The following is a 15,594-nucleotide window of genomic DNA, read 5'->3' on the forward strand; positions in this document are numbered from 1 at the left end:
TTTGTTGAAAAAACGTTTGATATGTATAGCAATGATCAGTTTTATGCTTTTCTTGACGATGCAGCCTGCCTCACTGTTTGCCGAAACGAAAGATCCTGAGAATGGCACAGTGAATGACTGGCTCAAAGGTGAGAAAGAAAGCAAAAAGGATACAGAGAAGAAAACCACTGACAATCAAACGAATCCGGCAGAAGAAGTTCCCTCTTCTTCTGTCTCCATTATGGATTTTGTCAAAATGATTGGTGCCTTACTTTTTGTCATCCTGCTTATTTATGGTTTAGTGAGATTTGTTGGTAAGCAAAACCGCTTACTCAAACCATTTCGCTATGTTGAAAATATCGGCGGAACGACAGTCGGACAAAACCGTTCAGTCCAGCTGATCAAAGTGGGAAAACGAGTATTAGTTGTCGGCGTAGCAGACTCAATCCAGCTGCTAAAAGAAATTGATGATGAACAAGAATGTGAAGCGATCGTGAAACAATATGAAGAAGCGATGGAAAGCAAAACCGATTTACCAAAAATGGTTCAAAAATTCACATCGCAGATAAAGAAACATGATCAGCCGACCACTTCTTCTTTTTCAGCCAATTTAAAGGCGCAGCTAGCCGAATTGAAAAAGACCCAATCAGAAGTCAGAAAGAAAGGCCCGAAACAAAATGAATGAGTTTATTGATTTATTTAATTCCAGCGGTGCAGGAAACATCAGCACATCTGTCCGTCTTCTTTTACTTTTAACAGTATTTTCGGTTGCACCGGGCATTCTCATTTTAATGACGTGTTTTACACGGATTGTGATTGTTCTTTCATTCGTCAGAACATCACTTGCAACCAACTCAATGCCGCCAAACCAAGTGCTTGTTGGACTTGCGTTGTTTCTCACATTTTTTATCATGGCACCCACGTTCTCACAGATTAATAAAGAGGCGCTGACGCCGCTTTTAAATGATGACATCACGTTAAATCAGGCGTATGAAAAAGCCGAAGTGCCTATTAAAGAGTTTATGAGTAAACATACAAGACAAAAAGATTTGGCTTTATTTCTTAGCTACGCAAAAATGGATACACCTGAATCGATTAAAGATATTCCTTTAACGGCGATGGTTCCCGCTTTTGCCATTTCAGAATTAAAGACGGCATTTCAAATTGGTTTTATGATCTTTATTCCATTTTTAATTATTGACATGGTGGTCGCAAGTGTTCTGATGTCAATGGGGATGATGATGCTTCCGCCGGTTATGATATCGCTCCCTTTCAAAATATTGTTATTTGTTTTAGTCGATGGATGGTATTTGATTGTTAAATCTTTGCTGCAAAGCTTTTAGAGTAGGTGCTTAAAACATGAGTTCAGAATTTGTCATTACGATGGCTGAAAGATCAGTGTATGTGGTATTGCTTGTGAGTGGGCCGCTTCTAGCGCTTGCACTCATTGTGGGACTGATTGTCAGTGTGTTTCAGGCGACAACCCAAATTCAAGAACAGACGCTTGCGTTTATTCCTAAGATTGTTGCAGTACTCATTGGACTTGTTGTGTTTGGTCCATGGATGCTTTCAACAATCGTGTCCTTTACGACAGAGCTGTTCTCGAATTTAGATCGATTTGCAGGTTAATAAGCGATGTCAATCATAGAATTATTCCCTGCTTTTCTTTTAGTTTTTATTCGGATCACCGCTTTTTTTGTGACAGTACCGCTTTTAGCGCATAGAACGATCCCGGCTGTACACAGAGTTGGATTCTCACTGTTTTTAGCTGTCATTAGTTTTAGCACCATAAAAGAACCGCCAGCACTCGACATAGACGGTCTTTATATGATGCTTGCGGTGAAAGAAGCAATGGTCGGACTTCTGCTTGGGCTGATTGCATACATCATGGTGTCCGCTGTTCAAATTGCCGGCTCATTCATTGATTTTCAAATGGGTTTTGCGATTGCCAATATTATTGATCCGCAAACAGGGGCGCAGACGCCGCTGATGGGACAGTTTTTTTATACGGTCACATTGCTGTTGATGCTGGCAACAAACGCACATCACCTGCTGCTTGATGGAATCTATTACAGCTTTCAATACATTGCAGTTGATCAATACGCATTGAATTTCGGCAGTGAATCCTTTGCTTACTTTATCGCAAAGAGCTTCAACCAAATGTTTATCATCGCCTTTCAAATCTCGGCACCTGTCGTGGCAAGTCTGTTTTTAGTCGACTTGGCGCTGGGGATTGTGGCACGTACAGTTCCGCAAATGAACGTATTTGTGGTTGGACTTCCTATTAAAATGGGTGTGAGTTTTATTATGATCATCATCTGTATGGGCGTCATCTTCGGTGTTGTCCAAAATACATTTGAAACGATTGTACTCACCATGAGGAATTTCTTAGCATTGGTCGGTGGTTCGTCATGATGACAAGGCTTAGACTAGACTTGCAATTTTTCGCAGGTGAAAAAACAGAAAAAGCAACGCCGAAAAAAAGGCGGGATTCACGTAAAAAAGGACAGGTTGCCAAAAGCACCGACGTCAATACAGCCATCTCATTTCTATTAATCTTTTTATCATTCTTTTTTATTGGGCCTTTTATGAAAGAGCGGATTATCGCGCTCATAGAACGTTTTTATTCAACAACCATGCTAATGAAGGTTAGCACATCTAATATTCATCAATTATTCTTGGAATTGCTTCAGGAAACAGGGCTCCTCCTCATGCCAATCCTTGGTGTTGGTATGCTGGCGGGCATTATCAGTAACTATTTACAAGTCGGCTTTCTCTTTTCACCAGAAGTGATCAAACCGAAATTAGAAAAGCTTGACCCAATCAAAGGGTTTAAACGGATATACAGTATTCGAGCCCTCGTAGAGCTATTAAAATCCATTTTGAAAATTGGCTTTGTAGGCTTTGCGACATTTATTGCTCTTTGGATGCACTTTGACGAAATTCTGCGGCTTCCTTTATTAACAGCAGAGGAAACCCTTCATTTCGTTGCAAATATGACCTTAATTATGGGGCTGTATGCTGCTGGTGCTCTTCTGATTTTAGCAGGGCTTGATTATATGTATCAGAAATTTGATTATGAAAAAAACTTGCGGATGTCCAAACAAGACATCAAAGATGAGTATAAAAAATCAGAGGGTGACCCGCTCATCAAATCTAAGATTAAACAGCGTCAGCGGGAAATGGCCATGAGACGGATGATGCAGGAAGTCCCAAAAGCGGACGTCATCATTACAAACCCAACCCACTATGCCATTGCTTTAAAGTATGACGAAGAAAAAATGGACGCGCCCTTTGTTGTGGCAAAGGGAACGGATATTTTGGCTTTGAAAATTAGAACGATTGCGAAAGAGCACGATATCATGACCGTAGAAAACCGGCCGCTCGCCCGCGCGCTCTATGATCAGGTCGACATCGACCAAGCGGTGCCGGAAGAATACTTTAAGGCCATCGCAGAAATTTTAGCTTACGTCTATAAAACGAAACAAAAGATTTTATGAATTTTTGGTTTTAAAAGGAGAGAACAGGCATGTCAGCAAGAGATTTATCTGTTTTATTCAGTGTTATTTTAATTGTGGCGATGCTGGTCATACCGTTTCCGCCAATGCTATTAAGTATTTTAATCATTATTAATATTTCTCTTGCGCTTATCGTGCTTCTCACCACAATGAACATGCAAGAACCACTGCAATTTTCAATTTTTCCATCATTGCTTTTGCTCTTAACGCTGTTTCGTTTAGGGCTTAACATCTCTACAACACGTTCTATTCTTTCAACAGGAGATGCTGGAAAGGTTGTAGAAACGTTCGGTTCATTTGTTGTTGGAGGAAATATCCTCGTTGGTCTCGTTGTTTTCCTTATCCTGATTATCATTCAGTTTATTGTTATCACAAAAGGGGCAGAGCGTGTATCAGAGGTTGCGGCAAGATTTACTCTCGATGCGATGCCAGGTAAACAAATGAGTATTGACGCAGATTTAAATGCAGGTATGCTGACAGAAAGTGAAGCAAGAAACCGCCGTGAAAAAGTAGCGAGAGAAGCAGACTTTTATGGAGCGATGGATGGTGCAAGTAAGTTCGTTAAAGGGGATGCCATCGCAGGTATTATCATCGTCATTATTAATATTATTTTTGGAATCATTATTGGGATGCTTCAGCAAGGAATGTCGATTCAAGAATCAGCTTCCCACTTTACGCTATTAACGGTAGGAGACGGGATTGTTTCACAAATTCCTGCACTTCTCATTTCAACAGCAACAGGGATTGTCGTCACAAGGGCTGCTTCTAATGGGAACCTTGGTTCAGATATCACTGAACAACTGTTTGCATTCCCTGCTATGCTTTACGTCACAGCAGGCACGATCTTCCTTCTTGGGCTGTTTACGCCAATCGGCGTACTTTTGACAGGACCGATCGCAGGTTTACTTGCCCTCGGCGCATACTTGATGTCGAAAAACAAACAAGACCAAGAAGAAATTGAAGAGGTACTGGAGGAACAGGCAGAGGTAGAAGAGATGAAAAGTCCAGAAAGTGTCATTCATCTCCTGCAAATGGATGCCATTGAATTTGAATTTGGCTACGGCCTCATCCCGCTCGCTGATGCAAACCAGGGCGGTGACCTGTTAGACCGGATTGTGATGATCCGAAGGCAGCTTGCCCTTGAACTTGGTCTCGTCATTCCAGTCGTCCGAATCCGGGACAATATTGCACTGAACCCAAATGAATACCGGTTGAAAATTAAAGGGAACGAAGTAGCAAAAGGAGAGCTGCTGCTTGATCATTACTTAGCGATGTCCCCAACGCCTGATGATGATCCGATTGAAGGAATTGAAACAATCGAACCATCCTTTGGCCTGCCGGCTAAATGGATATCAGAAGCAGAAAAAGATCAGGCTGAGATGCTAGGCTATACGGTTGTGGATCCAGCGTCTGTTGTGTCTACTCACATCACAGAAAAGATTAGACAAAACACACACGAGCTGCTCGGACGCCAAGAAACGAAGCAATTAATCGATCATCTGAAAGAAAGTTACCCTGTCTTAGTGGATGAGGTAACGCCAAATCCGCTGGCAGTCGGTGATATTCAAAAAGTACTGGCGAAGCTGCTGAAAGAAAAGGTCTCTATCCGAAACCTTGTCACCATTTTTGAGACGCTTGCAGACTACGGAAAATTAACGACTGATACAGATTTATTAACAGAGTATGTGAGACAGGCGCTGGCAAGACAGATTACCGCACAGTATGCAAGAGAAAATGAATCACTCAAAGTCGTGACATGCTCAGGCCGAGTAGAAAAGGTGATTGCAGACAGCGTTCAGCAGACAGAGCATGGCAACTACTTATCGTTAGATCCAGAATCCTCTGAAAGTGTGATTCAATCAGTGGCGAGAGAAATTGAACAGCTTTCGCTTCGTCAGGAAACGCCGGTTCTATTATGCTCACCTCCTATAAGAATGTACGTTAAGCAGTTGTTAGAAAGATATTTCCCAGATTTACCGGTACTATCTTATAACGAACTAGAAGCGAATGTGGAAGTACAGAGCATCGGAGTGGTGGATATCTAATGAAAATGAAAAAAATCACAGCAAATTCTATGCAGGAGGCAACGATTCAAATCAGGCAGCAGCTTGGGAAAGATGCCGTTATTTTAAATTCTAAAACCGTTGTCAAACGCAAACTGTTCGGTTTGAAGAAACAGCAAATGGTCGAAGTGATTGCAGTGCTGGATCAAGATTTCGAGGAAAGAGCTGGTAAAGGGTTAAACCCTGCGCCGCCTCTTCCAGTGTTGCCAAAAAAGGAAAAGCTGCCCGAAGAGCCTTCATTTGTTCCCAAGGCGGCGAAACCAGCGCCTTCTCATACCCAGCCTTTAGAATATGTGAGGAATGAACGGCATGCGGGTATTCTGCCTGATCCTCTTATAGCAATCGATCAAAAGCTAAAGGATCAAGGGCTTGATGATGCCATTCGAGACGAATGCCTGAAGGGTCTTTTAACAAAGGGTGCGGTTAAAGAAAATCACATAAAAAAAGAACTTGAACAACTGCTGACAAATATGCTGCCAGCTAAAACCTCTGATGAGCCGATGATTTCGTCAAAATACATTGTACTGTTCGGTTCAACCGGAGCTGGTAAAACGACAACGATTGCAAAGCTGGCTGCTAAAACAGCCATTCAGCAGCAAAAGAAGATTGCTTTTATTACAACCGATACGTACCGTATTGCAGCAATCGAACAGCTGAAAACTTATGCTGAACTGCTGAATGCACCGCTTGAGGTTTGTTATTCGAGAGAGGATTTTGTAAAAGCCCAAGAGACCTTTAAAGAATATGATCATATTTTCATCGATACAGCAGGCCGTAACTTTAAAGAAGAAGCGTATATCAAAGAGCTGACCGACATTATTCCATTTGATGAGAGCATTCAAAGTTTTCTCGTGATGAGTGCCACATCGAAGTATCAAGACATGAAAGCCATGGTCAAACGCTTTGAGCACGTTCCAATCAATCAATTCATTTTTACAAAAGTAGACGAAACGGACACGATGGGAACCATTTTTCAAATCATTGCTGACTCTCAAATCAAACTTGGTTTTTTAACAAATGGTCAAAATGTGCCTGAGGATATTCTTGAAGGTTCTCCTCTTGAACTTACAAGGATGGTTTTACAATCATGAAGCCTGACCAAGCAGAAGGGTTAAGAAAACTAGTTCAGCAGAGTCAAATCATCACACCCTCTCCTCTTAACGCCAGCGGACAGGCAAAGACCATTGCCGTCATGAGCGGTAAAGGCGGGGTAGGTAAATCGAATTTGACCCTGAATATGGCACTGTCTATCGCAAGTACAGAGAGAAGAGTGTTAGTGATTGATCTTGATTTTGGGATGGGGAATATTGATATTTTACTAGGGAAAACATCGACTAGTTCTATATTAGATGTTCTCGTTAGAAAAAAATCCTTCCAAGCAGCCATGACAAAAGGAACGGACAACCTATATTACATTTCTGGCGGAAGCGGGCTTGAACAGCTGTTTTCTTTAGATAAAGATCAATGGTCGTTCTTTTTGGAAGAGATGGAAAGAATCATGCAGGACTTCGATTGTATTTTTTTCGATATGGGTGCCGGCCTGTCAAAAGATCAGCTGCCTTTTGTCTTATCGGCAGGAGAAGTGGTCGTTGTGACTACGCCAGAGCCAACATCCATCATGGATGCCTACAGCGCGATTAAACACTTAGCCATTCATCAGTTTGAACGGTCTGTGCAAATCATTGTCAATCGGTGCAAAACCCCGTCAGAAGGGTCTGAAACCTACCGGAAATTAGCAGGAGTGGTCACATCTTTTCTTCACAGAAAACTTGTATTTGCTGGCGCTGTGCCTGATGATCCTGCGGTTCCTAAAGCAGTATCAGAACAAATTCCATTTTATATGAAGCAGCCTCATTCAAGGCTGAGTAAAACCATTAAGATGCTGGCAGAAACACTATATCATCAGCAGATAAGAGAGGCACGGAGAGAACAGCATACGTTTATAGATAAGTTGTCCTCTTTTTTTAAAAGGAGGAAGGTGGACTCATGATTAGAGTGCTAGTAGTAGATGACTCGGCCTTTATGAGAAAGCTCATTAGTGATTTTCTAAGTGCCGAGCAAGAAATAGAAGTCGTCGGAACGGCGCGAAATGGGGAAGATGCCTTAAAACGGATCAAGGAACTGAATCCAGATGTTGTCACGTTAGATGTGGAAATGCCTGTTTTAAATGGAACAGAAGCATTAAAACAAATTCTGGCTGAACACGACCTTGCCGTGATTATGGTGTCAAGCCAGACAAAGCAAGGAAAAGATTTAACCATCCATTGCTTAGAACTCGGTGCTTTTGACTTTGTGACAAAGCCTTCGGGAAGTATTTCTCTCGATTTGCACAAAGTGAGGGGGCAAATTGTAGAGCGGGTACTTGCAGCAGGACTGTCAAGGAAACGCACTGAAGAGAAGGTGTCTCCTAAGCCGGTGATAAAGCCGCCAAGTCCAGTGGCTGCACCCCGGCTGCCATCTGTAAAAGGCAGCTCACTCCGAAAGATTATTACTATCGGAACATCTACAGGGGGACCAAGGGCACTTCAACGAGTCGTAACGAAGCTGCCTAAGGACATCGAGGCCCCTATATTGATTGTGCAGCATATGCCAGCAGGATTCACGGCATCACTTGCTACTAGGTTAGATCATTTATCACAAATTACGATTAAAGAAGCGCAAGATGGAGACATCGCGAAAAATGGAGTGGCTTACATAGCTCCTGGTGGAATGAATATGTCACTTCATGACCAAGGGGGGTCACTTGTCATCAGGCTGTCCCCTGAAGACACGGAAAGCCGGCACAAACCATCTGTTAACTATTTATTTGAATCCATCAGCAGCATAAAGGGTTACGAGAAAATCGCTGTCATTATGACAGGTATGGGCAGTGATGGTACTGAAGGTGTCAAAAAAATGGTCGCAAGCGGTCATACGAAAGTCATTGCAGAAAAAGAAGAATCATGTGTTGTTTTCGGAATGCCTAAATCAGTCATTAAAGCAGGCCTTGCACATGAAACAAGGCATGTGGATGACATCGCACATGCAATTATTAGCTCCATGAAAAAAGAGAGGGCGTGAACACGTTGGATGTAAACCAATACTTAGATATCTTTTTAGATGAAAGCAGAGAACACTTACAAACTTGTAATGAAAAACTTCTTGATTTAGAAAAGAACCCAACCGACTTGCAGCTAGTGAATGATATATTCAGAGCGGCTCATACATTGAAAGGAATGAGTGCAACGATGGGCTTTGATGATATGGCTCATTTAACGCATCATTTAGAAAACATGTTTGATGCTATCCGTAATGAACAAATGATTGTCACTCCTGAGTCAATGGATACGATGTTCGAAGCACTCGATCATCTTGAAGCAATGGTTCAATCGATTGCAGAAGGAGGAGACGGGAAACGTGATGTCACAGAGATTAGTAAAAAGCTAGATGTGACAGGAAGCCATGCTGAAGCAGCTTCTAGCGTTGAAACAGCAGATGCATCAGCTGCTGCTAATGACTTAGATTATAACGAATTTGAACGTACGGTTCTTGATGAAGCGAGAGAGCAAGGCTTCAAATGCTATGAACTTAACGTGACATTAAGCGAAGCGTGCTTACTAAAAGCTGTTCGTGTCTATATGATTTTTGAAAGACTAAATGAAGCAGGCGAGGTTGTCAAAACCGTTCCAAATGCAGAACTGTTAGAATCAGAAGATTTTGAATCTGAATTCAGCATTTCTTATCTTTCTAAACAGCCGATGGACGAAGTGCAGAAAATCGTCACGGCGATCTCAGAGGTTGAGAAGGTTGAGATCTCTGAAGTCTCCGCATTTGAAGAAGCAGCTCCGGCTGAAAAGCAAGAGGTGCAGCCTGAACAGAAAAAAGAAGAAACATCCGTTCCTGCTGTAAAAGCGCCAGCAAATGATGCGCCAAAAGCAAATGGCAGTAACGGTGCAGCTGCCGGCGGAACGAAAACAATTCGTGTCAACATCGACCGTCTTGATTCTCTTATGAATCTATTTGAAGAACTTGTGATTGATAGAGGCCGATTGGAACAGATTGCTAAAGAACTAGAAAATAACGAACTCACAGACACAGTCGAAAGAATGACCCGTATTTCTGGAGACCTGCAATCAATCATCCTGAACATGAGAATGGTACCTGTGGAAACTGTCTTTAACAGATTCCCGCGTATGATTCGTCAATTGACGAAAGAGCTTAATAAGAAAATTGAACTGATTATTGAGGGTGCTGAGACGGAGCTTGATCGAACAGTGATCGACGAGATTGGAGATCCGCTGTTGCACTTACTTAGAAACAGTCTAGATCACGGGATTGAATCACCAGAAGAACGTGTGAAAAAAGGCAAGCCGGAAAAAGGTACGGTTCTATTAAAAGCGTATCATAGCGGAAACCATGTCTTCATTGAAGTAGAAGATGATGGAGGCGGGATTAACCGTAAAAAGGTGCTTGAAAAAGCGTTAGAGCGCGGGGTTATTACAGAAAGAGAAGCAGAAACGCTTGAAGATCATCAAATTGATTCATTGATCTTTGCAGCAGGATTCTCTACAGCTGATACGATTTCTGACATCTCAGGCCGCGGTGTAGGTCTTGACGTTGTGAAAAACAAGCTGGAATCACTTGGCGGATCTGTGAGCATTAACTCAACAGAAGGACAGGGTTCACTATTTTCGATCCAGCTTCCGCTTACATTATCGATTATTTCCGTTCTTCTTGTAAAACTAGAAGAGGAAACATTTGCGATTCCGATTTCTTCTATTATTGAAACGGCGGTCATTAAGAAAAGTGACATCCTGCAAACGCATGATCGTGAAGTGATTGATTTCCGCGGATTTATCGTACCGGTCGTGTACTTGAAGAAACAATTCCACGTACCAAATGCGAATGAATTAGAGGAAGAACTGCACATCATTGTTGTTCGTAAAGGAGACAAGCTGACAGCATTTGTGGTCGATTCATTTATTGGTCAGCAAGAGGTTGTATTGAAATCACTAGGAGATTATCTGCCAAACGTATTTGCGATATCCGGCGCAACGATCCTAGGTGACGGTCAAGTTGCACTCATCGTTGACTGTAATGCACTGATCAAGTAAAAAACAATAGAGGAGCGGTCTGAAATGAGTACAGATATCAAAACTGGCGAAAAGATGATTGTGTTTATCGTAAACAAAAAAGAATACGCCATTTCAGTATCAGAAGTAAAGTCCATTGAAAAATGGCAGCAGCCGACAAGAGTTCCTGGCGTTGCCCCTTATATATGCGGTGTTATTAATTTACGCGGTGTCGTGACGCCTGTCATTGACCTGAGAGTCAGACTTGGTTCTACTGACAACGAGATTACAGATGAAACAAGAATGATCATTGTACAAGTTGGTGACATTGAAGTCGGCTGGATTGTTGACGAAGCAAATGATGTTATTACCGTCCATCAGGAAGAAGTAGAATCTTCTCCTGAATCAGCTGAAAAAGAAGGACAGTCATGGGTGACAGGTATCATTAAGCATGATCAGCGTCTTTTCAATATTATTCATGCCGGTGCTGTCCTCGACAAGAGCGTTCAAGGTGCACCTGTTCATTAAGGGGGATGTGAAATGAGCATTTTCAACGAAATTAAAGATGAACAGCTAGATATTTTAGGAGAGGTTGGGAATATCGGGGCAGGCCACGCAGCGTCTGCTCTTGCCAACCTATTGGATCGCAAAATAGATATGGCTGTTCCTTTTGTCAAGGTTCTCTCGTTTGAAGATTTAATGGATTTCTTTGGCGGTGCAGACCTTCCTGTTGCAAGTATTTTCCTGCGAATGGAAGGGGATTTAACCGGCTCAATCTTTTTCATTATGCCGTTTGAGCAAGCGGAGCAATTTGTAAGAGAGCTTGTCCAGGACCCTGCATTTGATATTGATACGATTCATGAACATGAGATGGGGACGTCAGCACTTCATGAACTGGGAAATATTTTAGCGGGCTCTTATTTATCAGCCCTTGCCGATTTAACCAAATTGCAGCTTTACCCAAGTGTTCCAGATGTGACGCTCGATATGTTCGGGGCTGTCATTAGTGAAGGGTTGATGCAATTCAGTCCTCTTGGCGATCAGGCGATTGTGATTGATACATCTATTTTTGATGATCAAAATAAGCAAGAGCTGAAAGGAAATATGTTTCTATTACCAGACTTTGAATCGTTTGAAAAACTATTCAAAGCATTAGGTAACCTATAATGAACGTGCAAATTCCGGCAGTTGTAAAGGTTGGTATTGCGGATGTTCAGCTTGTTAAATCACCGGACCGCATTCGGACATCCGGTCTTGGTTCCTGCGTAGGGCTTGTCTTGTTTGATCAAGACAAAAGGCTGGCAGGCCTTGTCCATGTTATGCTTCCAGACTCCTCTCTTTCAAAAGGGGCGGTGGAGAACTTGGCTAAATATGCAGATACAGGTGTCAAGCATACAATTGATCTGCTCCTAAAAGCAGGCGCACGCAAACATGCGCTAAAGGCAAAACTTGCTGGCGGGGCGGAAATGTTTAAGTTTAAGTCAACCAATGATCTAATGAGAATTGGACCTAGAAACGTTTCAGCTGTAAAAGAACATCTGTCTCTTCATCATATCCCGATTATTAGTGAGGATACAGGCGGAAACAGTGGCCGTACGATTGAATTCGATCCGCTTACGGCAGAGCTTGAGATCCGTACTGTGAAGCAAGGCATTATGAAGATATAACTAAGGAAGTATAGGGGGATAAAGATGCAATCCTTAAATTACGAAGATCAGGCGCTATGGGCTAGATGGAAAGAGTGGAAAGACCCAGCTGCTGGAGATGATCTTATGCGCCGCTATATGCCGCTCGTCACATATCATGTTGGAAGAATTTCCATCGGTCTCCCGAAGTCAGTGCATAAAGAAGACTTGATCAGTCTAGGGATGCTCGGTTTATATGATGCCCTTGAAAAATTTGATCCCGGAAGAGATCTGAAGTTTGATACATATGCATCCTTCAGAATCCGCGGGGCCATTATCGACGGTCTTCGTAAAGAGGACTGGCTGCCTCGTACATCAAGAGAAAAAACAAAAAAAGTAGAAGCGGCTATTGAAAAGCTTGAACAGCGGTATTTGCGTAATGTGACGCCGACAGAGGTGGCTGAGGAACTCGGCATGAGTGAACAGGATGTCGTCACAACGATGAATGAAGGATTCTTTGCAAATCTGCTCTCAATTGATGAGAAGCTGCATGATCAAGAAGACGGAGAGAACGTCCAAGTCATGATTCGCGACGAGAAGTCTGTGACTCCAGAAGAGAAAATGCTGAAAGATGAATTAATTGAACAGCTTTCTGAAAAAATCACAGAGCTTTCAGAAAAAGAAAAGCTTGTGATCAGTCTTTTCTATAAAGAAGAACTGACATTAACGGAAATCGGTCAAGTGCTCAATTTATCTACCTCGCGCATTTCGCAAATTCATTCAAAGGCCTTGTTCAAGCTTAAGCATCTGCTTGATAAAGCCATTCAATCTTAAAGAGTTAGTGAGTGAAAAAATATGTTATGGCTGATTAGCTTCATGCTTCATGCTGCACTTATTTATTTTGTGATTATTTTATATACGAGAATGAATTCGCTGAAGGCAACAGAACAAAAGCAGCGAGAACTTCTAGAAGAAACGGAAAATACCCTGGCTGCATTTTTGTTGGAGGTCAAAGAAGAGAATGACAAACTATCAAAAGTGGCAGCCGCTTCCCCTGATTTTTCTGCTGAAGAGCTGAAATCGGATCTTCAGACACCAAAGCAGCCACAACCACCAATTGAATCCCAGCAATCGGTCGAAAGTGAAGATCCCGTACCAGAGCACCTGTCGGCTCTCCTTAGCGAAGTTGAGGTGCAGGAAGAGAAGGTAAACGAACCCGTTCCACAACTCGAAACAGAGGCTTCTATGCCTTCTAAAAGTGAAATAGAAGAAACATTCGAGGACCAAGTGAAGACCCTATATGATGAAGGGCGGTCACTAGAAGAAATAGCGAAAGAAATGAAAACTGGCAAGACAGAAATCGAGCTTTTATTAAAATTTAGCGGAAAGCTGTAAAGGATTCTTGATTGTCAGTCCATCATGTGTTATATTATTTCTTGGTGTTAAATACACACGCTTAATGATTCGTATGAAGGTGCTGCCGTGGCGCAGTTTTATGTGAACATGACTTAAGCGGAGGAAAAAAACCATTATATTAGGAGGCAACAAAATGTCAGTTATTTCTATGAAACAATTGCTAGAAGCTGGTGTTCACTTCGGTCACCAAACTCGCCGTTGGAACCCAAAAATGAAGCGTTACATCTTTACAGAGCGTAACGGTATCTACATCATCGACCTTCAAAAAACGGTGAAAAAAGTAGAAGAAGCTTACAACTTCACGAAAAACCTTGCTGCTGACGGAGGAAAAATCCTTTTCGTTGGTACGAAAAAGCAAGCACAAGATTCAGTGAAAGAAGAAGCAATCCGTTCTGGTATGTTCTATGTGAACCAACGCTGGCTTGGTGGAACTTTAACAAACTTTGAAACAATCCAAAAACGTATTAAACGTTTAAAAGATATTGAAAAAATGCAAGAAAACGGTACGTTCGAAGTTCTTCCTAAGAAAGAAGTCGTTCAACTGAAAAAAGAATTAGAGCGTCTTGAAAAATTCCTAGGCGGAATCAAAGACATGAAGAGTCTTCCGGATGCACTTTTCATTATCGACCCTCGTAAAGAGCGTATTGCAGTTGCAGAAGCTCGTAAATTGAATATCCCAATCATCGGTATCGTTGACACAAACTGTGATCCAGACGAAATTGATGTTGTGATCCCTGCAAACGATGATGCAATCCGTGCTGTAAAACTTCTAACTGCTAAAATGGCAGATGCGATTCTTGAGTCTAAACAAGGCGAAGAAGAAGCTGTTGTAGAAGAAACGACAGAAACTGAAACAACAACTGCGTAACCTATTCAAAAGGTGATAAGAGGGAAATGCCTTTTATCACCTTTTTTTCACCTAGTAATCCGTGTTTTAACATAGAAGGAGGAAATGTAAAATGGCAATTACTGCTCAATTAGTTAAAGAACTGCGTCAAAAAACTGGTGCAGGTATGATGGACTGTAAAAAAGCGTTAACAGAAACTGATGGTGACATCGAGAAAGCAATCGACCTTCTAAGAGAAAAAGGAATCGCAAAAGCTGCGAAAAAAGCAGACCGTATTGCGGCAGAAGGATTAACTCTTATCAAAACTGACGGCAACACAGGCGTGATCCTAGAAGTGAACTCTGAGACTGATTTCGTTGCGAAAAACGAAGGATTCCAAGCACTTCTTAACGAACTTGCTGATCATTTGCTTGCTGCTAAACCTGCAACACTTGAAGAAGCTCATGCTTCTAAAATGGAAAACGGTTCAACAGTTGAAGAGCATATCACATCTGCAATTGCGAAAATCGGAGAGAAAATCACTCTTCGCCGTTTCTCTGTCATCACAAAAGAAGATAATGCTGCATTCGGTTCTTACCTGCACATGGGCGGACGTATCGGTGTGTTAGCTGTTCTTAACGGAACAACTGACGAAGAGCTTGCAAGAGACATCGCTATGCACGTTGCAGCTGTAAACCCTAAATACATTTCTCGTGACCAAGTGTCAGAAGAAGAAGCAAACCGTGAGCGTGAAGTATTAACACAGCAAGCTCTTCAAGAAGGAAAGCCTGAAAACATCGTAGCTAAAATGGTAGAAGGCCGTCTAAACAAATTCTTCGAAGAAATTTGCTTACTTGACCAAGCGTTCGTTAAAAACCCAGATGAAAAAGTGAAACAAGTTGTAGCAGCGAAAAACGCAACTGTTCAAACTTATGTTCGCTATGAAGTGGGCGAAGGTATCGAAAAACGTCAAGACAACTTTGCTGAAGAAGTTATGAGCCAAGTGAAAAAATAATGTTTGAAAAGCTCTCTGGGGCTTTTTTAGGGAGCACAAGCACTGTGTTCCCTATTTTTTAGAGGATATTGATTTACAAAAGACAGTTTCTTACGCATAAT

The 15,594-nt window shown here is 42.0% G+C and carries 17 protein-coding genes; all 17 read left to right on the top strand.

Features of this window, described 5'->3' with window-relative positions; translation table 11 throughout:
- Nucleotides 1-43 precede the first annotated feature (43 nt).
- Nucleotides 44-664 (top strand): flagella biosynthesis regulatory protein FliZ, encoded by a 621-nt coding sequence (gene fliZ / locus NSU13_RS07920; RefSeq protein WP_231293995.1) that lies wholly within the window; start codon nt 44-46, stop codon nt 662-664.
- Nucleotides 657-1,322, top strand: coding sequence for a flagellar type III secretion system pore protein FliP (gene fliP, locus NSU13_RS07925; protein WP_008354479.1), 666 nt, complete (start codon nt 657-659; stop codon nt 1,320-1,322). The genes fliZ and fliP overlap by 8 nt, the downstream gene beginning before the upstream one ends.
- Before the next feature lie 16 nt (nt 1,323-1,338).
- Nucleotides 1,339-1,608, top strand: coding sequence for a flagellar biosynthesis protein FliQ (fliQ, locus tag NSU13_RS07930; protein ID WP_003211206.1), 270 nt, complete (start codon nt 1,339-1,341; stop codon nt 1,606-1,608).
- Between the two features lie 6 nt (nt 1,609-1,614).
- Nucleotides 1,615-2,394, top strand: a complete 780-nt coding sequence (gene fliR, locus NSU13_RS07935) for a flagellar biosynthetic protein FliR (RefSeq protein ID WP_024426982.1) — start codon at nt 1,615-1,617, stop codon at nt 2,392-2,394.
- Nucleotides 2,391-3,479 (top strand): flagellar biosynthesis protein FlhB, encoded by a 1,089-nt coding sequence (gene flhB, locus NSU13_RS07940; protein ID WP_029707677.1) that lies wholly within the window; start codon nt 2,391-2,393, stop codon nt 3,477-3,479. Before fliR ends, flhB begins: the two co-directional genes overlap by 4 nt.
- 29 nt (nt 3,480-3,508) lie before the next feature.
- Nucleotides 3,509-5,542 (top strand): flagellar biosynthesis protein FlhA, encoded by a 2,034-nt coding sequence (gene flhA, locus NSU13_RS07945; RefSeq protein WP_034281791.1) that lies wholly within the window; start codon nt 3,509-3,511, stop codon nt 5,540-5,542.
- Nucleotides 5,542-6,651 (top strand): flagellar biosynthesis protein FlhF, encoded by a 1,110-nt coding sequence (gene flhF, locus NSU13_RS07950; protein ID WP_061109845.1) that lies wholly within the window; start codon nt 5,542-5,544, stop codon nt 6,649-6,651. Before flhA ends, flhF begins: the two co-directional genes overlap by 1 nt.
- On the top strand, nt 6,645-7,550 hold the full coding sequence (locus NSU13_RS07955; RefSeq protein ID WP_051627337.1) for a MinD/ParA family protein: 906 nt from the start codon (nt 6,645-6,647) through the stop codon (nt 7,548-7,550). The genes flhF and NSU13_RS07955 overlap by 7 nt, the downstream gene beginning before the upstream one ends.
- On the top strand, nt 7,547-8,620 hold the full coding sequence (locus tag NSU13_RS07960) for a chemotaxis response regulator protein-glutamate methylesterase (protein ID WP_034281797.1): 1,074 nt from the start codon (nt 7,547-7,549) through the stop codon (nt 8,618-8,620). The genes NSU13_RS07955 and NSU13_RS07960 overlap by 4 nt, the downstream gene beginning before the upstream one ends.
- Nucleotides 8,621-8,625: 5 nt before the next feature.
- On the top strand, nt 8,626-10,653 hold the full coding sequence (locus NSU13_RS07965) for a chemotaxis protein CheA (protein ID WP_317222045.1): 2,028 nt from the start codon (nt 8,626-8,628) through the stop codon (nt 10,651-10,653).
- Between the two features lie 24 nt (nt 10,654-10,677).
- The gene (locus NSU13_RS07970; RefSeq protein WP_024424157.1) at nt 10,678-11,139 is read left to right on the top strand and encodes a chemotaxis protein CheW; all 462 of its coding nucleotides are present in this window, start codon (nt 10,678-10,680) and stop codon (nt 11,137-11,139) included.
- A 12-nt stretch (nt 11,140-11,151) separates the two neighbouring features.
- Nucleotides 11,152-11,778: a chemotaxis protein CheC gene (locus tag NSU13_RS07975; protein ID WP_024424156.1), complete on the top strand. Its 627-nt coding sequence runs from the start codon at nt 11,152-11,154 to the stop codon at nt 11,776-11,778.
- Nucleotides 11,778-12,278, top strand: coding sequence for a chemotaxis protein CheD (locus tag NSU13_RS07980; protein ID WP_024426989.1), 501 nt, complete (start codon nt 11,778-11,780; stop codon nt 12,276-12,278). The genes NSU13_RS07975 and NSU13_RS07980 overlap by 1 nt, the downstream gene beginning before the upstream one ends.
- A gap of 24 nt (nt 12,279-12,302) precedes the next feature.
- Complete coding sequence (locus tag NSU13_RS07985) at nt 12,303-13,070, top strand: FliA/WhiG family RNA polymerase sigma factor (RefSeq protein WP_024424154.1); 768 nt, start codon at nt 12,303-12,305, stop codon at nt 13,068-13,070.
- Nucleotides 13,071-13,091: 21 nt separating this feature from the next.
- Nucleotides 13,092-13,631 (top strand): Swarming motility protein SwrB, encoded by a 540-nt coding sequence (locus tag NSU13_RS07990; protein WP_317222044.1) that lies wholly within the window; start codon nt 13,092-13,094, stop codon nt 13,629-13,631.
- A gap of 154 nt (nt 13,632-13,785) precedes the next feature.
- The gene (rpsB, locus tag NSU13_RS07995; protein WP_024426991.1) at nt 13,786-14,520 is read left to right on the top strand and encodes a 30S ribosomal protein S2; all 735 of its coding nucleotides are present in this window, start codon (nt 13,786-13,788) and stop codon (nt 14,518-14,520) included.
- Between the two features lie 91 nt (nt 14,521-14,611).
- Nucleotides 14,612-15,493, top strand: coding sequence for a translation elongation factor Ts (gene tsf / locus NSU13_RS08000; protein ID WP_024424151.1), 882 nt, complete (start codon nt 14,612-14,614; stop codon nt 15,491-15,493).
- Nucleotides 15,494-15,594: the final 101 nt, after the last annotated feature.

Source organism: Bacillus sp. FSL M8-0049 (assembly GCF_038593355.1).
GTDB lineage: Bacteria > Bacillota > Bacilli > Bacillales > Bacillaceae > Bacillus > Bacillus safensis.